This is a genomic window from Streptomyces sp. NPDC051578, assembly GCF_044454045.1.
Classification (GTDB): Bacteria; Actinomycetota; Actinomycetes; order Streptomycetales; family Streptomycetaceae; genus Streptomyces.
Genome location: NZ_JBITDH010000008.1, coordinates 212,585 through 235,113 on the forward strand (window position 1 = coordinate 212,585; position 22,529 = coordinate 235,113).

A 22,529-nucleotide genomic window follows, 5' to 3' on the forward strand; every position below is an offset into this window, starting at 1 on the left:
TCCAAGGGTCCTAGTTGTGGCCCTCGGCGAGGGCCTTCTCGGTGGCGGCGCGGACGGCCGCCTCGATCTCGCCGGTGAGCGGGAAGCGCGGCGGGCGGGTGGTGCCGCCGGGGCGGCCGGCCAGGTCCATGGAGAGCTTGATGGCCTGCACGAACTCGGTCTTGGAGTCCCAGCGCAGCAGCGAGTGCAGGGACTTGTAGAGAGGCAGCGCGGTGGCGAGGTCGCCGGCGACGGCGGCCCGGTACAGGGTGGCGCAGGACTGCGGGAGGGCGTTGGGGTAGCCGGCGATCCAGCCGACGGCGCCGGCGAGGGCGAGTTCGAGGAGCACGTCGTCCGCGCCGATCAACAGGTCGAGCCCGGGGGCGAGTTCGGCGATCTCGTAGGCGCGCCGCACGTCTCCGCTGAACTCCTTCACGGCGACGATGCTGCCGTCGGAGTGCAGCCGCGCCAGGAGCGCGGGCGTCAGGTCCACCTTGGTGTCGATGGGGTTGTTGTACGCGACGACGGGCAGCCCGGCCCGCGCCACCTCGGCGTAGTGGGCGCGGACGGCGTCCTCGTCGGCGCGGAACGCGTTGGGAGGCAGCAGCAGGACGGATCCCGCCCCGGCTTCCGCCGCCTGCTCGGCCCAGCGGCGGGCCTCGGCGCTGCCGTAGGCGGCGACCCCGGGCATGACGCGGCTGCCGTCGCCGGCCGCCTCGACGGCGGTGCGGACGACCCGGGCCCGCTCCTCGTCGGTGAGGGTCTGGTACTCGCCGAGGGAGCCGTTGGGTACGACCCCGTCGCAGCCGTTGGCGATCAGCCAGGCCACGTGTTCGGCGTAGGCGTCGTAGTCGACGGTGAGGTCTTCGCGCAGCGGCAGTGCGGTGGCGACCATGATGCCGTGCCAGGGGCGGCTGCGGGGCTGGGCGGGCGCGGGGGTGGGCGCGTGCGTCATGTGGGACTCCCTAGAGTGGTGTGTGACATTTTACTGTGGGACGCGAGATGCCCACAAGGGTCCGGACGTGCCGGATCCGGATTCGGATCAGCGGTTTTCCTGCGGCAGTTCGGCCAAATGGCGCAACGGTACCGGGCAGGAGAGGGGGCGCCGGTCGGGGGCGGGCCCCGAGGCGGAGGAGGTCTCCCCCGCCAAGGCGGCCACGGCCGGGCCGCACATCCGGCCCTGGCACCAGCCCATGCCGGCCCGCGTGAGCAGTTTGACCGTACGGGCGTCCCGCGCGCCGAGATCACAGGTGGCCTGCCGGATCCGGCCCGCCGGGACCTCCTCGCAGCGGCACACGTCGGTGTCCTCGCGCAGCCAGCCCGTCCACCCTCCGCCCGGGCGGTGCGCGGCGGCCATCGCCCCGGCGAAGGCGCGCAGCCGCGAGCGGCGGCGGAGGAGGGCGGCCGGCGCGGGGCGGCCGGCGATGGAGAAGGCGGCCAGTTCGCCCTCGACCAGTGCCAGTTGGGCGCCCCCGATACCGCCGGTCTCGCCCGCGGACCAGATCCCGGGGACGGAGGTGCGCTGCCCGGCGTCCAGTTCCAGGGCGGCCGTCCCGTCCGCCCCGGGGCGGGTGGCGCAGCCGAGGGCGGTCGCCAGCTCCAGCTGGGGCACGAGGCCGTGGCCGACGGCGACGGCGTCGCAGGGGATCCGCCGCCCGGTGCCGGGCAGCGGACGCCAGTCGCCGTCCAGCCGGGTCACGGTGACGGCCTCGACCCGGCCGCGGCCGTGCGCTTCGGTGACGGCGTGCCGGGTCAGCAGGCGCACGCCGTGGCGCAGCAGCGCGCCGCCGTACGTGGCGCCTTCGGCCAGCTTGCCGAGGTTGCGCAGCAGGGTGGGCAGCCGGCCCGCGTACGCGGTGTACGAGGCCGCCTCGACGACGGCCGGGACGGCGGCTCCGGCGGCCGCGAGGGAGCCGGCCACGGCGAGCAGCAGCGGCCCGCTCCCGGCGACGACCACCCGCTTGCCCGGCAGCACCAAGCCGCCCTTGAGCATGGCCTGGGCCCCGCCGGCCCCGACGACCCCGGGCAGGGTCCAACCGGGGAAGGGCAGGTGCCGTTCGTAGGCTCCGGTGGCCAGCAGGACGGCGCGGGCCACCAGGGTGACGGAGCGCTCCTCGGGGCCCGCGACGGCGTGCAGGGTCCAGCGCTCGCCGTCCGGGACCACCGTCCAGACGTGGTGCGCCGGGAGGTAGGTGATCCGGCCCGCCGATTCGTGGGCGCGCAGGGCGGCTTCGCGGGTGGCGAAGGCGGCCCATCCGTGGTGCAGGGCCTCCGGCCGTTCGGCGCCGAGGGAGGGCGCGGGCCGGCGGTAGAACTGGCCGCCGGGGCGCTCCCCCGCGTCCAGCAGCGCCACCCGCAGCCCGAGGCGGGCGGCGGTGACGGCGGCGGCCAGCCCGGCGGGCCCGGCACCGACGACGGCGAGGTCGGGCACGGCGAGGCCGCTCCCGGCCGGGCCGGGCACGACGCGCTCCGGCGACGAGGGGTCAGACGGCGAGGTCGGCACGGCCGGTCCCTTCCTGGGTGGTGACGGTGTCCCCGGGCCGCGCCGGGACCAGACAGGCCCGCTGGTTCGGCCGGCCGTTGACCGTGACGAGGCAGTCGTAGCAGCTGCCGATCCCGCAGAACGCCCCGCGCGGGGCGCCCCCCTCACGCGTGGTGCGCCAGGCGAGGATTCCGGCGTTCCACAGCACGGCGGCGATGCTCTGGCCGGACTCCGCGGTCAGCTCGCGGCCGTCGAAGCGAAGGGCGTACGTCGCCCCGGGGACTCCGCCCACGAGGTCGCGGGGCGAGCGGTCACCGGTGGGCCGGCTCATCGGAGGTCTCCTTCTTCGGGCGCGCTTCGGATCGGGGCTTCACGGGGGGCTGCGTGCGGCCGGCTCACGGCTGCCCCTCCGTTCCCGGCTCCGGCCCGAAGGGCCGGTCCGGCCGGAACGGCGCGGGGTCCAGGGGCGGTTCGGCTCCGGTCAGCGCGGCCGCGACCAGCACACCGGTGGCCGGGGCCAGGCCGATGCCCGCGCCCTCGTGCCCGCAGGCGTGCAGCAGCCCGGGCACCCGGGGGTCGTGGCCGATGGCCGGAAGGTGGTCGGGCAGGTAGGGGCGGAAGCCGTGGTAGGTCCGCAGTACCCGTACGTCGGCCAGTACGGGGAACAGCGCGGCCGCCTGGGACGCGAGGCGGCGCAGGGCCTCCACGGACAGGGAGCGGTCGAAGCCGACCCGCTCCCGGGTGGCCCCGATGAGCACCGGGCCCGAGGGGGTCCCCTCGACCACCGCCGAGGACTGCAGAGCGGCGGACCCACTGGCCACGTCCGCGATGTAGTCGGCGGCGTAGACCTTGTGCCGCACGACCCTCGGCAGCGGCTCGGTCACCAGGACGAAGCCACGGCGCGGGAGCACGGGCAGCGTGATGCCGGCGAGTTCCGCGATCCGGCCGCCCCAGGTGCCGGCGGCGTTGACGACGGCCGGGGCGAGGAGTTCCCCGGTCCGGGTGCGCACTCCCCTTACGGCCCCGCGCTCCACGACGAACTCCGTCACCTCCTCACCGAGCTGGACCAGGGCCCCCTCTGCGGCCGCCGCGGCCAGCAGCCGGGCCGCCGCCTGGGCGGGCTGGACCTGGGCGTCCTGCGGGTAGTGGAAGCCTCCCGCGAGTCCCGGGGCCAGATGGGGCTCCAGCTCGCGCAGGTCGCCCTCCTTCACCTCGACGGCGGTGACGCCCGCCGCGCGCTGGCCTTCGGCGAAGCTCCGCAGCGCCCCCAGCGAAGCCTCGTCCGGCGCGACGACCAGGCCGCCCTTGTCCTCGTACTCCATCTCCTGGGGGAGGGCCGCGGCGAGTTCGCGCCACAGACCGGCCGACAGCAGGGCCAGGTCGAGCTCCGGTCCTGCTTCCTTGTCGGAGACGAGCAGGTTGCCCTCGCCCGCACCGGTGGTGCCGCCGGCGACGGATCCGCGGTCGACGACGGCCACGCGCAGACCCGCGCGGGTGGCGTAGTACGCGCACGCGGCTCCGACGACACCGGCGCCGATGATGACGGCGTCCAGACTGGTTCTCTTGGGCACGGCAGTAATATGTCACATTCTTTATGGGGTGCCTAGGGTCGGCCGGGCTCACCGGCCCTGCCCGGACCGGCCCCTTCCCCCCGTTGCGGCAAGGGACCGGTCCGGAGCCGTGGTCAGCTGCGCAACGGGCCCTCGCAGCTGTAGCTCGACGTCCCCGCCTTGTGGTCGCTCCAGATCTCCACGGGGCCGAAGGAACAGTTCATGTCGGCCAGGTTGTTGGAGGCCGGGGCCGCCCGGTCGAGGATGAAGTAGTCCACCGTCTCGGACATGTCCTTGAAGTTCTGGTCGTCGCTGCGCCAGTTCTTGAGGTTGGCGGTGATCCGGCCGGTACAGGTGAACCGGCGCTTGCCGGGGTCGCCGTTCTCCACGCAGTCCGGCGTGTTGTACGTGGCCGCCGCGAACGAGGACTTCACGTTCGCGAGCGCGGAGTCGCGCAGCCGGTCGTTCGCGGTGAACGTGGTGTTCGGCACGTACAGCTGGTCGACCTTGGCGATCTGCGCGTCCAGGAACTTGTCGTAGTCGCGCTGGAGGTAGGTGTCGGCGCCCATCCGGTGGCGCCAGGCGTCGAATCCGGCGACGTCGTTCTCGCGCAGGTGGGTGTACATCTCGCGCAGCAGGCTGGGCTTCTCGGTCCACAGGAACTCGAAGAACGTCCCGGCGTAGTTGTAGAAGCGGAAACCGTCGCCGTCGTACGTGGCGTTCAGCAGCTGCTCGACCGACATCCGGGGACCGCCGCCGGCGGTGTCGGCGATGATGCCCTTGACCAGGGACTTGCGGACGGCGATGCCGTTGTCGCGGGTCGCGCCGTCGAAGAACTCGGCGGTGCCCTCGTCCATCGCGGTGGTGCGGTCGCCCTCGTACCAGGCGCCCTCGCCGAAGAAGCCGGGGACGGCGAAGCGTCCGTTGAGGTAGTGCGTGTACTCGTGGCGGAAGAGCTCTTCGAGGGTGAGGGTGGAGTCCTGCGGGACGCGGCGCTGGTAGGTGTAGAAGGTGGCGCCGTTCTCGATGTACATGCCGCCGTTGTTGGTGCCGTAGCCGTTCAGCATCGTCTGGTAGGTGACGTAGTCGGCGCGGGAGGCGTACAGCACGATGTTCAGCGTGGTGTTGGGGTCGCCGGCGAGCGGCTGGTCGGTGCCCAGCACGCGGTGGAACTGCGTCTTGACCTGCTTGCTCGCGTAGTAGAGCTGGTCGACGGTGGCCCGGTCGAGGGCCGTGCGGACCTTGATGCCGCCGTTGTCGTACGTGTAGGTGTTGGGGAAGAGCATCTTCTCGATGTCCTCCTTGCACACCCCGTACTGCTTGCACGCGTTGTAGGTGTTCAGCCAGCTGACGACCTTGGCCCAGGGCTCGCTGCCGTTGCCCCAGGCCGTCTTGACCTGGGGAAGGAGCGCGCCGAGGTCGGCGGTGATCTGGTCCTGGAGGCCGTCGACCTGGCCGAAGCGGCCGTACTCGCCCAGCCCGTCACGGACGGCCCATTCGTTCGTGGTGCCCTTGAGGTGGGTGTACCCGGCGAAGGCCTTGAAGGCGGCCCGGTAGGAGGGGTCCGCCTTGACGGCGGCGTGGAAGTCGGAGTCTTCGTTGCCCGGGTACACGCCGAGGTAGTTGACCGTGAGGGCAGCGAGGGCGGCGCCGCCCCAGTTGGCGTCGCCGCTGGTCGCGGGGTGCGAGGCGTCCAGGGTGGCCAGGACCTTCTTGACGAGGCCGAGCTGGCGGTGGCGCATGCCGGGCCCGGTGGCGTAGAGGGCCTCGCGCAGGGTCCGGCCGTTGGAGGCGGTGGCGTCGAAGGTGTGCGCGGCGTTGCCGAAGTCGGTGACGGCCCGGCTCATGGCGTCGACGGTCGCGGCGTCGGTGAGGTCGATCTCGTCGCGTGAGAAGTCGTGGTAGACGGCGGCGTGCAGGAAGGTGAACATCTCCTCCAGGTGGGAGGAGTTGCGGCCGTCGTGGGCGGCGGCCAGGGCGGATATCCGGCGCGAGACGGCCTGGACGTGCGCGTCGTCCATGACGGGTGCCAGGCGGGCGTCCCAGGTCCATATGAGGCCCCGCAGGCAGCCGTCCGCGAGGACGGCCGGGTCGGCGAGGAAGTCGGCGAACTGCTCGGGGGAAAGCGCCGTGATCCCGTCGAGGGTGCAGGGGACGTTGACGGCCAGGCTCCGGGTGGTGGGGGCACCCTGGGCGGGCTTGCCGCTCTTGTCCGTGCGCTGTGCGGAGGCGGCGGCGCCCGCGGCCGGGGCGGCGCCGGGCACCTTGCCGTCGGATATCGCCTGGCCGCCGGGGGCGGGGGCCGGTGCGGAGGTGGTGGGCGCCAGGGCGTCGGCGCGGTGCTCGACCTCGTCGAAGGGGTTCGGCGCGATGGCGCCGGGGGCTCCGCCGGTGGTGCCGGCCGCGGAACCGGAGGTGAAGGTGGCGGGTACCGGGGCACCCGTCTCGGCCGCGTGGGTCACGGCCTGGCCGGCGGAGGCGAGGAGCGTGACGGCGACGGCGGCCGAGAGGAGGGACGAACGCACAGCTCTGTGCTGGGACACCAAGGACTCCTGTGGGGAAGGGAGGGCTGAGGATGTGGCGTGCGAGGTGCATGAGGTGCGAAGTGCGTGAACTGCCCTGCTTCACGCGGCGTTTGACGGGGATTAACGCGGCGCGGTGTGAGCTGTAACATAGTAATGTGAAATTGCACTGACAACCCCTGTGCGCCCACCAGTTCGCTTCTCTTTCAGGGAGCCCCCGTGACCGATGCCTCCTCCCGCCTCCACATCGGCAGCCACGACCTGCCCGTCTCCCCTGGGCTGTCCCGTTTCATGGCGGGCGGCTGGGCCCCTTCGCCGCTGCCCGGTTCGAGCGGGATTCCGGCGTCCGCCGTCACCCCCGCCCGCCGGGCCCGCCTTTCGGCGCTCTTCCCGGGCGAGCGGCTCATCGTCCCGGCCGGCGAGCTCAAGGTCCGCTCCAACGACTGCGACTACCGCTTCCGCCCGCACAGCGCGTACGCCTGGCTGACGGGACTGACCGGCGAGGACCAGGTGGGCCACGTCCTGGTGCTGGAGCCTTCGGGCCCGCACGGACACGAGGCGGTGCTGTACCTGCGCCCCCGCTCGCCGCGCGCGGACGGCAACGAGGAGTTCTACCGGGACCGCCGGTACGGGGAGTTCTGGGTGGGCCGCCGCGCCGACCTGGCCGAGGCGGAGGCCCTGACGGGCATCCGCTGCGCCCACCTGGACTCCCTCGGCTCACCGACGGGCCGAGAGGCCTCCCGTGACACCGAACTCGCTTCCGCCCTCTCGGAATTGCGTCTGGTGAAGGACACCTGGGAGGTGGACCAGCTCCAGTTGGCGGTGGACCACACGTCGGCCGGGTTCGAGGACGTCGTACGGTCCCTGCCGCGCGCGCTGGAACACCCGCGCGGCGAGCGCTGGATCGAGGGCGTCTTCGGCCTGCGCGCCCGGGCGGAGGGCAACGGGACCGGGTACGACACGATCGCCGCCTCGGGCGCGCACGCGTGCGTACTGCACTGGATCCGCAACGACGGCCGCCTGGACCGGGGCGATCTGCTGCTGTTGGACGCGGGCGTGGAGACCGACACCCTCTACACGGCGGACATCACCCGCACCCTCCCCCTGTCGGGACGCTTCTCCCCCGTCCAGCGGCAGGTGTACGAACTGGTCCTGGCCGCCCAGGAAGCGGGCATCGCCGCACTGCGGCCCGGCGCGAGCTTTCGGGACTTCCACCGCGCGGGCATGCGGGTGATCGCGGAAGGGCTCGCGGAATGGGGTGTCCTCAAGGACGCGGAGGGCGACCTGCACCGGCGCTACACCCTGTGCAGCAGCGGCCACATGCTGGGGCTGGACGTCCACGACTGCGCGAAGGCGCGGGCCCGGACGTATCTGGACGGGGTGCTGGAGGAGGGGCAGGTCCTCACGGTGGAGCCGGGCCTCTACCTCCAGCCCGACGACGAGACCCTGCCCGCGGAACTGCGCGGCATAGGGGTGCGCATCGAGGACGACCTGGTCATCACGGCGACGGGCGCCCGGCTGATGTCGGGCGCCCTGCCGCGGACGGTCGGCGGCATCGAGGAGTGGATGGGGACCCTGCTGGAGGGCTGAGCCGGCCGGCCGGTGCCGGGCGCGCCACCCGGAGCACCGGCTCAGAGGCCGCCCGAGGAAGCACCGCATTCGGCGCAGATGGAGGCGCCGGCCGGCTTCGAGACGGCCGGCGCCCCTTCCCCGTCGCGCCCCGCCGCCGCCGAGTTGGCGGTCAGGACGTGCTTGAAGCGTTGCTGGCGCCGCAGTTCACGGATGTCCATGGAGTGCATGCGGCCGACTCCGGATGAGGTCCAGGCGGCACATCCCGTGCCCAGGACAGCGCAGATCAGCGCGATTCTCAGGAGCATGTCTGGCACAGCGGTTCCTCTCCGGTAACTGGTGGCAGGGCGTCGGCCGTCTGGCCCGCTCACCCCCGTCATAACGCCCCGGCATATGCGGGGTTGCGCCTTGTCAGCCGATTGCCACAACCGCAGAAATGATAAAAGACACTGGTCAAGGCCGGTTTACCGCACGCTCTGCATCACCTGAACGGCCCGCACCCTCCCCGGTCTCGGAACCGTTTATGGACTATGACAAATGCAAACCACGCAGAAATTTTTCTGCGGAGCGCCGGCGGCCTCGGACTCGGCGCGAGCGCCTCGACCACGAGGGCCGGAGAATGGACGTACACGAGCTGGACCCCCGACAAGGGTGCGACCCTGCGCAGCCAGCGGCATGAGGTCGACCTCCACTACTCGTCCTCGATCTTCGAGGACTTCCTGGAGGCCATGAACCGGATCCAGAACGAGTTCAGCCGGCGCTCGCCGCACACGGACCCGGCCCAGACCGCCGTCAGCGAGTGCTCAGGCGAGACCCCCCGTGTTTGAACAGTACGAGCGGCACGACGGCAGCGGATGGCACGTCGCCCACCCACAACCGCTCCTGGGAGCGGGCGAGGTGGACATCCCGTGGGATCCGGCCGAGGAACTGGCCCATCTCCTGCAAGAGGCCAGGCAGCCGAGGCCCACGGAGACGTTCGACCACTACGGCTTCGACGACACCGGGGATACGGGCGTCGCCGTCGGCGCGGTCACCGAGCCGGCTCCGGGAGCCTACGAGAGGCCGGTCCCGCCGGCCCGCGCCGGGCACCGCCGGACCTCGGCGAAGAGCTCCGTGGTGACCCTGCTCGGAACGGGCAGCCTCTTCACCGCCCTGCTGGTCGCCGTCATCGCCGCCGTGGTGAGCATCTTCAGCGGTCTGGCCATTTGTGAAGCGCTGCGCCACAGCGCCGGACCGCGCACGGCGGACGACGTCGTCAGCTGGTGGCCGCTGCTCATCTACGGGCCGTGGGTGACCGCTTCCCTGTCCATCCTCCGGGCCGCACTACATCAGCGGCGCGCCGTCCATTCCTGGTCCATCGTCCTGCTGTTCTCCACCCTGGCCACACTCCTGTGCGTCGCCCAGGCACCCAGCACGTTCGCCGCCCAGGCCGCAGCCACCCTCCCGCCCATCGCCGCGCTGGCCTGCCTGCAGCAACTCGTCCGCCAGATCACCCTCACGCGACCGCCCCGCCAAGCCGTTCCACGCCACCGCGGCCGCACGTTTTCCCTGCTGCGGCCACCGACCGTCGTGAGCAGCCCGGACAGCGCACTCCCCGACTACCCGGTGATGGACCAGAGGGCGGCCCGTACCGCTACCCCTCCGAGATTCCGCTACGGATCGTGAACTCCCGTCCCTCCGGCAACGCGTCCCTTCCCCCAGGTCAAGGAGCTTGATCACTTGCACTACGAGAACGAAGATCAAAACGCATTAGTCACGGGCTACGCCCGGTCTCAGCCCTACGGGTGTGCACCGTGACCGGCGGCCCTCCACGGAATCCGGGCCGCGCCGGGGCCACGCCCCGCCGCCCGGGTGGCGCACGCCCCCGCCCCCCGTACCTTTCCCGACGTATCCTGGGAGGACAGCACCATGCCCTACGAGCTCACCCACGCCGAGCGACTCCGGTACAAGCGCAGCCAGGACGCCGCCTACCACGCGGGCGAGGAAGCCGTCACGAGCCTCCAGGCCGCACTCTCCCTCGCCGGCCTGACCCTGCCCTCGCTCTGCAACGACGGCCCGGTCGGCTGCCGTGGTTTCGTCCGGCTCGGCGGGTGCAGCACGGCCGTCGCGAACCGACTCGCCGAGGTGATCGCAGCGGGGGCCCACGCCCTGCAGGGCGAGCACCTGTGAAGTGAGCCCCGCAGACGGGCGCGTTAGGCCGAACTGATGACGTTGGCCTCGCGGATGTCGCGCGTGTCGGGCGGCCTATGCACAATGCGTTTGCCGATGTCGGCCGTGGGGTGAGGTGACCTCTGCGTGATGTCTTGAGCTGGAGGTACACCGCCCATGTCGGGCAACGGAAATCCCACGGTCAGAAGGCGCCGCCTGGGCGCGGAACTCCGTCAGCTCCGCAAGGCCACGGGCATGACGTCCTCGCAGGCGGCGCAGCGTCTGATGGTGTCCCAGCCGAAGATCAGTCTCATCGAGACCGGACGGCGCCCGATCAACCCGCGCGACGTCCGCGACCTGTGCCGGATCTACGGAATCACCGACCAGGCGTTCGTCGACTCGTTGATGCGGATGGCGAAGGAATCGGGCCGCCAGGGCTGGTGGGTCTCCTGCGGCGACGTCCCCTACGGCGTGTACATCGGGCTGGAGACGGCGGCGGCTTCGATCCACTCCTACGACGCGCTGCTGGTGCCCTGCCTGCTGCAGACCCCTCCGTACGCGGCGGAGGTCATCGCACGGTCCTTCCCGCACCCCACGGCCGAACAGGCCGCCGTCAGCCTCGACGTACGGCTGCGGCGCCAGCACCGCGCGCACCACCCCGCGCGCCCGTTGCGCTTATGGACCATCCTGGACGAATCGGCGCTGCACCGCACGGTGGGCAACCGCGAGGTCATGCGCGAGCAGCTCGAGCACCTGAACTCCCTGGGCGCCGAGCCGCACATCACCGTGCAGGTGCTGCCCCACGGCGCGGGGGCCCATCCCGGCGTCCTGGGGCAGTTCTCCATCCTCACGTATCCGGAATCCGAGTCGGGAGTGGTCTACCTGGAGCGCCTCACCAGTGACCTGTACCTGGAGAAGCATGCCGACCGGTACCCCTACCAGATCCTGTTCGACCACTTGCAGGCGCAGGCCCTGAACGCCGACGACTCCCGGCACCTGATCAACGACATGATCAAGACGTACCGCGGGGCCCGCTGACGGCGTCAACGGGCCCCGCCGGGCCACTTACCAGCGGCCTCCGCCGTGGTCATAGCCCGACGAATTGTCCCAACCACCGCCGTTCCAGTTGTCGTTCCAGTTGCCGTTGTCGTTCCAGCTACCGTGGTCGTCGTTCCAGTAGCCGTTGTCGTGGTCGTCGTTCCAGCCGGCGTTGCGCCAGTTGCCGCTGTCGTCGTCGTTCCAGCGGGAGGAGTTGCCGCAGTCGCGTGAGTCGTGCCCGCGCGAGTAGGTGGAGTGCTGCTGGCTGTGTTGCGGAAGGCCCGTGTGGGTGGCGGCGAACGCGCCGCTCACCGGCATGAGGCCGAGCGTCACCCCGGCGGCCCCCGCCACGACAGCTGCGATGATCCCACGGCGCATAACGATGCACCTCCGAGAATTGGGGATGTTCCTTACAAAGGGGACATTTCCACCCTCCCTCTTACCCCCACCCGCTGTCAAAGGCACCCGCACCGCACCTTCAGTCCAGGACGGCGATGCCGTCCAGTTCTACGAGCGCCTGCTCGTCCCAGAGCCTGACGGCCCCCACCACCGCCATCGCCGGATAGTCCCGGCCCACCAGGGCCCGCCAGATGCGGCCGAGTTCCGCGGCGTGGCGCCGGTACGACTCCACGTCCACCGGATACACCGTCACCCGGGTCAGCTGCGCAGGGGCCCCGCCCGCCGCTGCGAGCGCCGTGAGCAAGTTGGACAGCGCCCGCTCGAACTGCTGCGGCAGCGTCTCCCCCACCACCTTGCCGGAGCCGTCCAGCGCGGTCTGTCCGGCGAGGAACACCAGGCGGGAGCCGGTCGCCACGACGGCGTGCGAGAAGCCCGCCGCAGGGGCGAGTTCCGCCGGGTTGACGCGCTCCACACTCATCGCGCGGCCACCTCCCGGTAGAGCTCCTTGGCGATGATCGTGCGCTGGACCTCGCTGGCCCCCTCGTAGATGCGCGGTGCACGCACCTCCCGGTAGAGGTGTTCCAGCAGGTGGCCCCGTTGGAGGGCGATCGCGCCGTGCAGTTGGACCGCGTGGTCCACCACGTACTGCGCGGTCTCCGTCGCCAGGAGCTTGGCCATGGCCGCGCGCCTGGGCACCTCCGGGGATCCGCTGTCGTAGGCCCCGGCGGCCGCGTAGACCAGCAGCCGGGCGGCCTCGGTCCGCGTCGCCATCTCCGCCACCCGGTGCGCCACCGCCTGGAGGTCCGCCAGGACCCCGCCGAAGGCGCCGCGGCCCGAGGTGTGCGCGAGCGTCGCGTCCAGTGCCGCCCGGGCCATGCCCACGGCGAAGGCCCCGACGCTGGGCCGGAACAGGTTCAGGGTGTCCATCGCGACGCGGAACCCGCGCCCCGGTTCGCCGAGGACGTCCTCGGGGCCGACCGGGACCCCGTCGAAGGCGAGCGAGCCGATGGGGTGCGGGGACAGCATGTCCAGCGCCTCGCCCGACAGGCCGGGCCGGTCCGCCGGGACGAGGAAGGCGGTGACGCCCTTGGCCCCCGGGCCCTCACCCGTGCGGGCGAACACGGTGTAGAAATCCGCCTCCGGGGCGTTGGAGATCCACCGCTTCTCCCCCGTGAGCCGCCAGCCCCGACCGTCCACACCGTCCACACCGGCGGCGGCTCGGCCGGGGCCGCCGCCGTCCCGTTCCGCCGCCAGCGCCAGCGCCGCCGCGTCCGAGCCGGCGCCCGGCTCACTGAGGGCGAAGGCGGCCACCAGCCGGCCCGCCCGCACCCCCGGCAGCCACCGCTCCCGCTGCGCCGGGCTGCCGGCGCGCAGCACCGGGTACGCCCCCAGCCCCTGGAGGGCCAGCGCCGTCTCCGCCTCCGTGCAGCCGTACGCCAGCGACTCCCGCAGCAGGCACAGCTCCAGCGCGCCCGAGACGAACACCCGCTCCAGCAGGCCTTCTTCCCCGAGTGCGGCCAGCAGCGGCCGGTTGACCCGGCCCGGCTCGCCCTTCTCGGCCAGCGGTCGCAGCCGCCGCGCCGACAGTGCGCGCAGCCGCCCGCACCATTCCTCCTGGTCCACCCCGAGCGCGAATCCGGTCATGCAAACAACCCCGCATCTATCGCGTCCTGTTGACTGCCGTCACCGTCACGATACGCTCGTCACGCGACCCGCGACCGTCCCGAGGGGGCGAACCAGCCTTGGAGCTCAAGCCTTCCGCGCACGTCGACACCTTTACCCGCGACCACCTGCCGCCCGGCGGAACCTGGCCGCGCCTGCTGTTCGACCTGCCCGAGCTGGCCTATCCGGACCGGCTGAACTGCGGGGCGGAGCTGCTGGACGCCACCATCGACCGGTTCGGGCCGCACCGCCCGGCCTTCCGGGGCGCGGGCGGCGAGGTGTGGTCGTACGGGGAGCTGCGCGAGCGCGTCGACCGGCTCGCCCACGTCCTCACCGCCGACCTCGGTGTCGTCCCCGGCAACCGGGTGCTGCTGCGGGGGCCGACCAGTCCGTGGCTGGCCGCCTGCTGGCTGGCGGTGATGAAGGCGGGGGCGGTCGCGGTCACCGTACTGGCCCAGCAGCGCGCGCAGGAGCTGGCCACGGTGTGCGCGATGGCCCGGGCGGGCCACGCCCTGTGCCACGTGGACGCGCTGGACGACCTGGTCAAGGCCGAGGTCCCGGGGCTGCGGATCACCCCGTACGGCGGCGAGGACCCGGGCGACCTCCTCCGGCTCGCCGCACGGCACTCGGGGCCGTTCCCCGCGGCGGCCACCTCCGCCGACGACGTGGCCCTGATCGCCTTCACCTCCGGCACCACCGGGCGCCCCAAGGGCTGCATGCACTTCCACCGTGACCTGCTCGCCGTGGCGGACACCTTCTCGCGCCACGTGCTGCGCCCCCGTCCCGACGACGTGTTCGCGGGCAGTCCCCCGCTCGGCTTCACCTTCGGGCTCGGCGGCCTGGTGGTGTTCCCGCTGCGGGCCGGGGCCTCCTCGCTGCTGCTGGAGCAGGCCGCGCCGCGGCAGCTGCTGCCGGCGCTCGTCGAACACCGGGTGACGGTCCTGTTCACCGCGCCCACCGCCTACCGGGCGATGCTGGACACCCTGGGCCCCTACGACGCGGGCGCCTACGACCTCTGCGCGCTGCGCCGCTGCGTCTCGGCGGGCGAGAACCTGCCGGCCGCCACCTGGCAGGCCTGGTACGAGCGCACCGGGCTGCGCATCATCAACGGCATCGGGGCCACCGAGCTGCTGCACATCTTCATCTCGGCCGCCGACGAGGACATCCGGCCCGGCACCACCGGCCGGGCGGTGCCGGGCTGGGAGGCCCGCGTCGTGGATCCCGCGGGCCTGCCCGTGGCGGACGGGGAGCCGGGGCTGCTGGCCGTCCGGGGGCCGGTGGGCTGCCGGTACCTGGCCGACCCGCGGCAGACGGAGTACGTACGGGACGGCTGGAACCTGACCGGGGACACGTACGTGCGCGACGCGGACGGCTACTTCCGGTACGTCGCCCGCGCCGATGACATGATCATTTCCTCGGGTTACAACATCTCCGGCCCGGAGGTGGAGGAGGCACTGCTGCGCCACCCGGACGTGGTGGAGGCCGCGGTGGTCGGGCGCGCCGACGAACGCCGCGGCCAGGTCGTCGTGGCGTACACCGTGGCGCGCGACGGGGTCACCCTGACGGAGGAGGCGCTGCGGGCGTTCATGCGCGCCGAGCTGGCCCCGCACAAGTGCCCGCGGGCCTTCGTCTTCGTCCCCGCGCTCCCCCGGACGCCCACGGGCAAACTTCAACGCTTCCGCCTGCGCGATCTAGAGTGAACCCGTGGCCGAGCAGCACACCCCGCGATCCCTGATCGTCACGTTCTACGGTGCCTACGGGCGGGCCTTCGAGGGCCCGGTCCCGGTGTCCGCGCTGATCCGCCTGCTGGGCGCGGCCGGCGTGGACGCACCTTCCGTCCGCTCGTCGGTGTCCCGGTTGAAGCGGCGGGGCTTCCTGCTGCCCGCCCGCGCGGCCGACGGGGCGGCCGCGTACGAGCTGTCCGAGGAGGCCCGGCAGCTGCTGGAGGACGGCGACCGGCGGATCTACGGGTCCCCCCGGCTGTCGCAGGAATGGTTGGTCGCCGTCTTCTCCGTCCCCGAGCAGGAGCGGCACAAGCGGCACCTGCTGCGCTCCCGGCTGGCGCGGCTGGGCTTCGGCGCGGTGGCGCCGGGCGTCTGGATCGCCCCCGCGCACCTGTACGAGGAGACCGGCCGCACCATGGAGCGGCTGCACCTGACGCCGTACGTGGAACTGTTCCGCGGCGCCCACCTCGGTTTCGCCCCGACGGCCGAGGCGGTGGCCCGCTGGTGGGACCTGACAGCGCTGGCCAAGCAGCACGAGGAGTTCCTCGACCAGCAGGAACCGGAGCTGCGGGCCCTCCAGTCGGGCCCCGGTCCGACCCCGGAGCAGGCCTACCGCGGCTACCTGCTGGCCCTGGACAGCTGGCGCCGGCTCCCCTACGCGGACCCGGGGCTGCCGCGGGAGCTGCTGCCCGCGGACTGGCCGGGCGACCGCGCGGCGGCCGTCTTCGCAGAACTGCACGCGCGGCTGCGGGACCTCGGGGCCGCGTTCGTGGAGCAGTAGGCCCGGGGAGAGCGCCCGGACGGGGCCCGGCGGCGAAATGGGGTGCGGGGGGGCCGGGCGGCGGACAACATGGGGCCGCATGACCTGGACCCTCAGCACCGACTTCGCCGCCTTCGTAGCCGCCGCGGGCCCGGCCGTCGCCGCGCGGCCCGTGGAGAACACGTCCCTGCTCACCGCCATGGACGCGCTGGAACGGCGCGGCCCGACGGCCTACGGGCCGGACACGCCGTTCTTCGGCTGGTGGACCGGCGCCGACGGGGCCGTGTCCGGCGGGCTGCTGTGCACCCCGCCGCGCCCGCTGCTGCTGGGCGCGGTGCCGGCCGAGGCGGTGGAGGCCCTGGGCTCCGCGCAGGCCGTGGAGCCCCTGCCGGCCGGCGTCGACGGCTTCGACGTACGCCGCCGGGACGCGGCCGCCCTGGCGGCGGCCTGGGGGAAGCCGTCGCGGGTCGCGGCGGAGGCCCGGCTGTACCGGCTGGCCGGCCTGGTCGCCCCGCACCCCCTGCCCGAGGGCCGGCCCCTGGCCGCGACCGAGGCGCACCTGCCGCTGCTGGTGGAATGGGTCGACGCGTTCAAGCGCGAGTCCGGTGAGCCGGGGCGCGCCCGCGAGGCGGCCTTGCGGGACCGGGTCTCCTACGGCGGGATGCTGCTCTGGGAGCACGCGGGAACGCCCGTGTCGATGGCGGGCTTCTTCCGCCCGGTCCGCTCGGTCTCCCGGGTCGGCCCCGTCTACACCCCGCCCCAGCTGCGCGGCCGGGGCTATGCGGCCGGGGTGACGCACGCGGTGAGCGAGGCGGCGTACCGGGCCGGCGCCACGGAGGTGGTGCTCTTCGCGGACCTGGCCAACCCCACGAGCAACGGCGTCTACCGGCGCCTCGGCTACACCCCCGTGGAGGACCGGGTCGAGCTGGCGGCCCTCTGACCGGCAAGGCCGCCGAGCTGCTCCCCGCGGCCGTCAGGTCCGAGCCGCCGGCCCGCTGCTACCCGCGGCCGTCAGGTCCAAGCCGCTGGCCCGCTGCTACCCGCGGCCGGTCGGCGGTTTGCGGCTGCCGGCCCGGTAAGGGGCCGGCCACGGCGCGGCCGGGCCGGTGTAGGACTGGTCGGCGGCGGCGTGCAGGGTCCAGTGCGGGTCGTAGAGGTGCGGACGGCCCACCGCGCACAGGTCGGCGCGCCCGGCCAGCAGCAGGGAGTTCACGTCGTCCCATGAGGAGATCGCGCCGACCGCGATGACCGGGACGCCGAGGGCGTTGCGGATCCGGTCGGCGTACGGCGTCTGGTAGGAGCGCCCGTACTCGGGGGCCTCGTCCGCCACCACCTGGCCCGTGGACACGTCGATGGCGTCCGCGCCGTGGGCGGCGAAGGCGGCGGCGATGCGTTCGGCGTCTTCGGGGGTGGTGCCGCCGGGGGCCCAGTCGGTGGCCGAGAGCCGGACGGTCATGGGGCGGTCCTGCGGCCAGGCCTCCCGGACCGCGTCGAAGACCTCCAGTGGGAAGCGGAGCCGGTTGTCGAGGGAGCCGCCGTAGGCGTCGGTGCGGTGGTTGGTGAGCGGGGAGAGGAACCCGGACAGCAGGTAGCCGTGGGCGCAGTGCAGTTCGAGCAGGTCGAAGCCGGCGTCGGCGGCCCGGCCGGCGGCAGCGGCGAAGTCCGCCCGGACCGCGGCCATCCCGGCGGTATCGAGGGCGCGCGGGACGGCCGAGACGCCGGGCCGGTACGGCAGCGGGGAGGCGGCCACCACGGGCCAGTTCCCCTCGGGGAGGGGATCGTCCATGCCCTCCCACATCACCCGGGTCGAGCCCTTGCGGCCCGAGTGCCCGAGCTGCACGCCGAGCGCGGCCCCGGGCGCGGAGGTGTGGACGAAGTCCGCGATCCGCTTCCAGGCCTGCGCCTGCTCCTGCGTGTAGAGGCCCGCGCAGCCCGGGGTGATCCGGCCTTCGGCGCTGACGCACACCATCTCGGTCATGACGAGGCCGGCGCCGCCGAGGGCCCGGGCGCCGAGGTGCACCAGGTGGAAGTCGCCCGGTACCCCGTCCTTCGCCGAGTACATGTCCATCGGTGAGACCACGACCCGGTTGCGCAGGGTCAGTCCGCGCAGGGTGAACGGGGTGAACATGGGCGGGGTTCCCCCGTCGTCGGGGCAGCCGAAGTCCCGTTCCACGGACCGGGTGAAGCGGGCGTCGCGCATCCGCAGGTTGTCGTGGGTCACCCGGCGGCTGCGGGTGAGGAGGTTGAACGCGAACTGCCGGGCGGGCTGGTCGACGTATCCCGCGATGTCCTCGAACCACCGCATGCTGGCGGCCGCCGCGCGCTGGGTACTGGCCACCGCGGGCCGGCGGGCGGCCTCGTAGGCGTCCAGGGCGGCCGGTACGTCGTCGGGCCGCGCGGCCACGGCCTCGGCGAGCGCGAGGGCGTCCTCCACGGCCAGTTTGGTGCCGGAGCCGATGGAGAAGTGCGCGGTGTGCGCGGCGTCCCCGAGCAGGGCCACGTTGCCGTGGGACCACCGCTCGTTGACGACGGTACGGAACCGGGTCCAGGCCGACTTGTTGCCGCGCAGCGGCCGTCCCCGCAGGGCCTCGGCGAAGGTCTTGGCGCAGCGGGCCGCCGATTCGTCCTCGTCGCACAGGTCGAGACCCGCAGCCCGCCACACCTCCTCCCGCATCTCGACGATCACGGTGGAGGCGTCGGGCGCGTACGGGTACCCGTGCAGCTGCATGACCCCGTGCTCGGTCTCGGCGATCTCGAAGCGGAAGGAGTCGAAGGCGAAGTCGGCGGCGAGCCAGATGTAGCGGCAGCGGCCGGTCGTCACGGTCGGCCGGAAGTGCCCGGCGCCGCCCTCCCTGGTCGCGCTGTGTACCCCGTCCGCCGCGACCACCAGGTCGTACGAGGCCGCGAGCACGTGCGCGTCCGGTGCCCCGGTGCGGAAGCGGAGCGCCACCCCGAGGTCCGTGCAGCGCTCGTGCAGGATCTCCAGCAGGCGCCGGCGCCCCAGGGCCGCGAAGCCGTGGCCGCCGGAGGTCAGCATCCGGCCCCGGTGCACCACGGCCACGTCGTCCCAGCGGGTGAACTCCGCGCTCAGGGCGGCGTGCACGACGGTGTCGGCGCGCTCGATGCCGCCCAGCGTCTCGTCGGAGAGGACCACGCCGAAGCCGAAGGTGTCGTCGGGGGCGTTGCGTTCGCGGACCTCGACCGTGTGGCCCTGCCTGGCCAGCAGAGCGGCGCAGTACAGTCCGCCGGGCCCCCCGCCCACCACGGCCACCCGCAGCCTCGTTCCGAGGGGCACGGCGCTACCTGCCCTTCCACTCCGGCGGCCGCTTCCCGGTGAAGGCGGCGTGGAACTCGGCGTAGTCCTTGCCGTGCATCAGCAGGGCCTGCGTGTTGGCGTCGAGTTCGACCGAGGCGGCCAACGGCATGTCCAGTTCGGCGGTGAGCAGCGCCTTGGTCTGGGCGTAGGCGAGGGCGGGTCCGGCGGCCAGGTGCGCGGCCAGCTCGGCGGCCCGGACGTGGGCCTTGCCCTCCTCGGTGACCTCGCTGAGCAGGCCGATCCGCTCCGCCTCGGGCGCCCGTACGGGCTCTCCGAGCATCAGCAGCCGGGTGGCGTGCCCGAGGCCGACGACGCGGGGCAGCAGGTAGGCGGCGCCCATGTCGCCGCCGGAGAGGCCGACGCGGGTGAAGAGGAAGGCGAAGCGGGCGGTGGGGTCGGCGATCCGGAAGTCGGCGGCGAGCGCGAGGACGGCCCCGGCCCCGGCGGCGACGCCGTGGACGGCGGCGATGACGGGGAAGGGGCATTCGCGTACGGCGCGGACGACGTGGCCGGTCATCCGGTTGAAGTCGAGGAGCTGGGCGGTGTCCATGGCCAGGGTGGCGCCGATGATCTCGTCCACGTCCCCGCCGGAGCAGAAGCCGCGCCCCTCGCCGCCCAGGACGAGGGCGCGTACGGAACGCTCACGGGAGAGTTCGGCGAGCAGATCGCGCAGGTCGGCGTAGGCGCCGAAGGTGAGCGCGTTCAGCTTCTCGGGCCGGTCGAGGGTGACGGTGGCCACGCCGTCCTGCCGGGTCACCCGGAGGTGGCGCCACCGTTCGGTCGCTGGGGTGGAACCGATGAAGGGGCTCACGGTTCCGACGGTATCACCGAGTCGTGACTCCCGTCACAGAAACGCGATGACTCTCCCGGGAGGCCGTCTGCGGGCCGGGCCCGGGAGGGTCCGCGTATGCCTATGCGGGCAGCTGCGCGCCCGGCGCCGCCAGGGTCGCCACGAGGACGGCCTTGATGGTGTGCAGCCGGTTCTCCGCCTCGTCGAAGACGACGGAGTGCGCCGACTCGAACACCTCGTCCGTCACCTCCAGGGAATCCAGGCCGTGCCGGGCGTGGATGTCGCGGGCCACCTGGGTGCCGAGGTCGTGGAAGGCGGGCAGGCAGTGCATGAACTTCACGTCCGGGTTGCCGGTCGCCCGCAGCACGTCCATGGTCACCGCGTACGGGGACAGCAGCCGGATCCGCTCGTCCCAGACCTCCTTGGGCTCGCCCATGGACACCCAGATGTCGGTGATGACGAAGTCGGCCTGGGCGACGCCCTCGGCGATCTCCTCGGTGAGGGTGATCCGGGCGCCGCTCGCCTCGGCCAGGGCGCGGGCCGCCGTCACCACCGACTCGGCCGGCCAGTACGCCTCGGGCGCGACGATCCGCACGTCCATGCCCAGCAGGGCGCCGGTCACCAGGTAGGAGTTGCCCATGTTGAAGCGGGCGTCGCCGAGGTAGGCGAAGGCGATCCGCTCCAGCGGCCGGCCCGAGTGCTCGGTCATGGTGAGCACGTCGGCCAGCATCTGGGTGGGGTGCCAGTCGTCGGTGAGCCCGTTGAAGACGGGCACGCCCGCGTGCGCGGCCAGTTCCTCGACGGTGCCCTGGCTGTCGCCGCGGTACTCGATGCCGTCGAACATCCGGCCGAGGACGCGGGCGGTGTCGCGGACCGACTCCTTGTGGCCCATCTGGGAGCCGGTGGGGTCGAGGTAGGTGGTGCGGGCGCCCTGGTCGGCGGCGGCGACCTCGAAGGCGCAGCGGGTGCGCGTGGAGGTCTTCTCGAAGATCAGCGCGATGTTGCGGCCCTTGAGGTACTGCTGCTCGGTGCCGTTCTTCTTGGCGGCCTTGAGGGCGGCGGCGAGCTCGATCAGACCGCGGAACTCGGCGGCTGTGAAGTCGAGCTCCTTGAGGAAACTGCGGCCGGCGAGGTCGGTGGCCATGGGGACGCTCCAAAATGACGCTGACAGGGGAGGTTGGAAGTCTATACGACCTTCCGTATTGATATACATCCCCCTGGTCCCCTGGCCCCCTCACGGCCGGCGGGGCCCCCTCATACCGTCGGGTCCTCGGGCCGCTTGAGCCCTTGCGCCCTCGGGTCAGGTGGCGTCCCTCTCCACGGGGCAGCTCATGCACCGCGGGCCGCCCCGGCCGCGCCCCAGTTCGCTGCCGGGGATCTCGATCACCTCGATGCCCTCCTTGCGCAGATGCGTGTTGGTCGTGACGTTCCGCTCGTACGCGACGACCACGCCCGGCTCGACCGCCAGCACGTTGCAGCCGTCGTCCCACTGCTCGCGTTCCGCCGAGTGCACGTCCTGGGTGGCGGTGAGGACCCTGATGCCGCCGAGGCCGAGGGCCGCGGCGATGGCCCGGTGCATGTGCTCCGGCGGATGGTCGGTCACCTTCAGCTCGCTCGCCCCGGCGCCCGGCTCGATCGTGTAGGAGCGCAGCATGCCCAGACCCGCGTACTGGGTGAACGTATCCGCGTCCACCATCGTCATCACCGTGTCCAAGTGCATGAAGGCCCGCCGCTTGGGCATGTCCAGCGCCACGATGCTCGTCGCGGACCCCGCGGCGAACAGGCCGCGCGCCAGCATCTCCACCGCCTGCGGCGTCGTCCGCTCGCTCATCCCGATCAGGACGGCGCCGTTGCCAATGACCAGCAGGTCACCGCCCTCGATGGTGGACGGGTAGTCCGCCAGGCCCTGCGACCAATAGTGGAAGGCGCCGGAGGAGGTGAAGACCGGGTGGTGCTTGTAGATCGCCTCGAAGTGCACGGTCTCGCGCTGCCGGGCGGGCCAGCGCATGGCGTTGATGGAGACGCCGTCGTAGATCCAGGCGGAGGTGTCCCGGGTGAACAGGTGGTTGGGCAGCGGCTGGAGGAGGAAGTCGTCCAGCTCCAGTGCGTGGAAGCGGACGGACACCGGCTCGACGTGCCGCTCCAGGAACTCCCGCTTGGTCATGCCGCCGACCAGCGCCTGCGCCAGCCGGTCGGAGGTCAGGCCGTCGAAGATCTGGCGCAGGTGATCGGTGGCGAGCGGGCCGTACTCCTTCTCGTGGAAGACCCGGTCCAGGACGAGGTGTCTCGCCTCCGGGATGTCCAGGGCCTCGCGGAGCAGGTCTCCGAAGAGGTGGACCTCGACGCCCCGGTCGCGCAGCACGTCCGCGAACCCGTCGTGCTCTTGGCGGGCGCGGCGCACCCAGAGCACGTCGTCGAAGAGGAGGGCGTCCTTGTTGCTCGGTGTGAGCCGCTTCAGCTCCAGGTCGGGCCGGTGGAGGATGACGCGGCGCAGCCGCCCGGTCTCGGAGTCGACATGGAATCCCATGCCCTACACGTTCCCAGACCGGACGGCTTTTTGACCCGGCGTCTGCCGGACCCTGTCCGCGGA

21 protein-coding genes are annotated in these 22,529 nt (G+C 72.7%); 8 read left to right on the forward strand and 13 right to left on the reverse strand.

Features of this window, described 5'->3' with window-relative positions; genetic code table 11:
* Nucleotides 1-10: 10 nt before the first annotated feature.
* From ACIA6C_RS27410 to ACIA6C_RS27430, 5 genes are all read right to left on the reverse strand, one after another.
* On the reverse strand, nucleotides 11-934 hold the full coding sequence (locus ACIA6C_RS27410) for a dihydrodipicolinate synthase family protein (protein WP_399279734.1): 924 nt from the start codon (nucleotides 932-934) through the stop codon (nucleotides 11-13).
* Nucleotides 935-1,021: 87 nt separating this feature from the next.
* Nucleotides 1,022-2,440 carry an NAD(P)/FAD-dependent oxidoreductase gene (locus ACIA6C_RS27415; protein ID WP_399279832.1) on the reverse strand — a complete coding sequence of 473 codons (1,419 nt, stop codon included), beginning with the start codon at nucleotides 2,438-2,440 and terminating at the stop codon, nucleotides 1,022-1,024.
* Between the two features lie 22 nt (nucleotides 2,441-2,462).
* Entirely contained in the window at nucleotides 2,463-2,792 is a 330-nt protein-coding gene (locus tag ACIA6C_RS27420) for a (2Fe-2S)-binding protein (protein ID WP_361131661.1), read from the reverse strand.
* 64 nt (nucleotides 2,793-2,856) lie between these two features.
* On the reverse strand, nucleotides 2,857-4,032 hold the full coding sequence (locus ACIA6C_RS27425; protein ID WP_399279736.1) for an NAD(P)/FAD-dependent oxidoreductase: 1,176 nt from the start codon (nucleotides 4,030-4,032) through the stop codon (nucleotides 2,857-2,859).
* 113 nt (nucleotides 4,033-4,145) lie between these two features.
* Nucleotides 4,146-6,554, reverse strand: coding sequence for a collagenase (locus tag ACIA6C_RS27430; RefSeq protein WP_399279738.1), 2,409 nt, complete (start codon nucleotides 6,552-6,554; stop codon nucleotides 4,146-4,148).
* 198 nt (nucleotides 6,555-6,752) lie between these two features.
* Between ACIA6C_RS27430 and ACIA6C_RS27435 the strand changes: the two genes are divergently transcribed.
* Nucleotides 6,753-8,123, forward strand: coding sequence for an aminopeptidase P family protein (locus tag ACIA6C_RS27435; RefSeq protein WP_399279740.1), 1,371 nt, complete (start codon nucleotides 6,753-6,755; stop codon nucleotides 8,121-8,123).
* Nucleotides 8,124-8,164: 41 nt separating this feature from the next.
* On the opposite strand, the gene ACIA6C_RS27440 is transcribed toward ACIA6C_RS27435, so the two are convergent.
* Complete coding sequence (locus ACIA6C_RS27440; RefSeq protein WP_361131650.1) at nucleotides 8,165-8,410, reverse strand: hypothetical protein; 246 nt, start codon at nucleotides 8,408-8,410, stop codon at nucleotides 8,165-8,167.
* A 222-nt stretch (nucleotides 8,411-8,632) separates the two neighbouring features.
* On the opposite strand from ACIA6C_RS27440, the gene ACIA6C_RS27445 reads away from it, so the two are divergent.
* The 4 genes from ACIA6C_RS27445 (at nucleotide 8,633) to ACIA6C_RS27460 (ending at nucleotide 11,288) form a co-directional block, all read left to right on the forward strand.
* Complete coding sequence (locus tag ACIA6C_RS27445; RefSeq protein WP_399279742.1) at nucleotides 8,633-8,929, forward strand: hypothetical protein; 297 nt, start codon at nucleotides 8,633-8,635, stop codon at nucleotides 8,927-8,929.
* Nucleotides 8,922-9,767, forward strand: a complete 846-nt coding sequence (locus ACIA6C_RS27450; RefSeq protein WP_399279744.1) for a hypothetical protein — start codon at nucleotides 8,922-8,924, stop codon at nucleotides 9,765-9,767. The genes ACIA6C_RS27445 and ACIA6C_RS27450 overlap by 8 nt, the downstream gene beginning before the upstream one ends.
* Before the next feature lie 243 nt (nucleotides 9,768-10,010).
* Entirely contained in the window at nucleotides 10,011-10,271 is a 261-nt protein-coding gene (locus ACIA6C_RS27455; RefSeq protein ID WP_399279746.1) for a hypothetical protein, read from the forward strand.
* A 156-nt stretch (nucleotides 10,272-10,427) separates the two neighbouring features.
* A complete protein-coding gene (locus tag ACIA6C_RS27460; RefSeq protein WP_399279748.1) occupies nucleotides 10,428-11,288 on the forward strand; it encodes a helix-turn-helix domain-containing protein in 861 nt (286 codons plus the stop codon).
* 27 nt (nucleotides 11,289-11,315) lie between these two features.
* Here ACIA6C_RS27460 and ACIA6C_RS27465 read toward each other — a convergent pair whose 3' ends face one another.
* From ACIA6C_RS27465 to ACIA6C_RS27475, 3 genes are all read right to left on the reverse strand, one after another.
* On the reverse strand, nucleotides 11,316-11,666 hold the full coding sequence (locus ACIA6C_RS27465; RefSeq protein WP_399279750.1) for a hypothetical protein: 351 nt from the start codon (nucleotides 11,664-11,666) through the stop codon (nucleotides 11,316-11,318).
* A gap of 100 nt (nucleotides 11,667-11,766) precedes the next feature.
* On the reverse strand, nucleotides 11,767-12,165 hold the full coding sequence (locus tag ACIA6C_RS27470; RefSeq protein WP_361131634.1) for a Rid family hydrolase: 399 nt from the start codon (nucleotides 12,163-12,165) through the stop codon (nucleotides 11,767-11,769).
* Complete coding sequence (locus ACIA6C_RS27475; protein WP_399279752.1) at nucleotides 12,162-13,331, reverse strand: acyl-CoA dehydrogenase family protein; 1,170 nt, start codon at nucleotides 13,329-13,331, stop codon at nucleotides 12,162-12,164. The genes ACIA6C_RS27470 and ACIA6C_RS27475 overlap by 4 nt, the downstream gene beginning before the upstream one ends.
* Nucleotides 13,332-13,429: 98 nt before the next feature.
* Here ACIA6C_RS27475 and ACIA6C_RS27480 point away from each other — a divergent pair, with 98 nt between their 5' ends.
* The 3 genes from ACIA6C_RS27480 to ACIA6C_RS27490 all read left to right on the forward strand — a co-directional run bounded on the left by ACIA6C_RS27480 (nucleotide 13,430) and on the right by ACIA6C_RS27490 (nucleotide 16,773).
* The gene (locus ACIA6C_RS27480; protein WP_399279753.1) at nucleotides 13,430-15,049 is read left to right on the forward strand and encodes an AMP-binding protein; all 1,620 of its coding nucleotides are present in this window, start codon (nucleotides 13,430-13,432) and stop codon (nucleotides 15,047-15,049) included.
* Nucleotides 15,050-15,053: 4 nt separating this feature from the next.
* Entirely contained in the window at nucleotides 15,054-15,854 is an 801-nt protein-coding gene (locus ACIA6C_RS27485) for a PaaX family transcriptional regulator C-terminal domain-containing protein (protein ID WP_361131624.1), read from the forward strand.
* Between the two features lie 79 nt (nucleotides 15,855-15,933).
* On the forward strand, nucleotides 15,934-16,773 hold the full coding sequence (locus ACIA6C_RS27490) for a GNAT family N-acetyltransferase (RefSeq protein ID WP_399279756.1): 840 nt from the start codon (nucleotides 15,934-15,936) through the stop codon (nucleotides 16,771-16,773).
* A 96-nt stretch (nucleotides 16,774-16,869) separates the two neighbouring features.
* Here ACIA6C_RS27490 and ACIA6C_RS27495 read toward each other — a convergent pair whose 3' ends face one another.
* The 4 genes from ACIA6C_RS27495 to ACIA6C_RS27510 form a co-directional block, all read right to left on the reverse strand.
* Nucleotides 16,870-19,128, reverse strand: a complete 2,259-nt coding sequence (locus ACIA6C_RS27495) for a bifunctional salicylyl-CoA 5-hydroxylase/oxidoreductase (protein WP_399279758.1) — start codon at nucleotides 19,126-19,128, stop codon at nucleotides 16,870-16,872.
* Nucleotides 19,129-19,132: 4 nt separating this feature from the next.
* On the reverse strand, nucleotides 19,133-19,960 hold the full coding sequence (locus ACIA6C_RS27500) for an enoyl-CoA hydratase family protein (RefSeq protein WP_366079709.1): 828 nt from the start codon (nucleotides 19,958-19,960) through the stop codon (nucleotides 19,133-19,135).
* A 100-nt stretch (nucleotides 19,961-20,060) separates the two neighbouring features.
* Complete coding sequence (gene argF, locus ACIA6C_RS27505) at nucleotides 20,061-21,083, reverse strand: ornithine carbamoyltransferase (RefSeq protein ID WP_399279760.1); 1,023 nt, start codon at nucleotides 21,081-21,083, stop codon at nucleotides 20,061-20,063.
* Nucleotides 21,084-21,239: 156 nt separating this feature from the next.
* Nucleotides 21,240-22,466, reverse strand: a complete 1,227-nt coding sequence (locus ACIA6C_RS27510; RefSeq protein ID WP_361131608.1) for an arginine deiminase — start codon at nucleotides 22,464-22,466, stop codon at nucleotides 21,240-21,242.
* Between the last annotated feature and the right edge of the window lie 63 nt (nucleotides 22,467-22,529).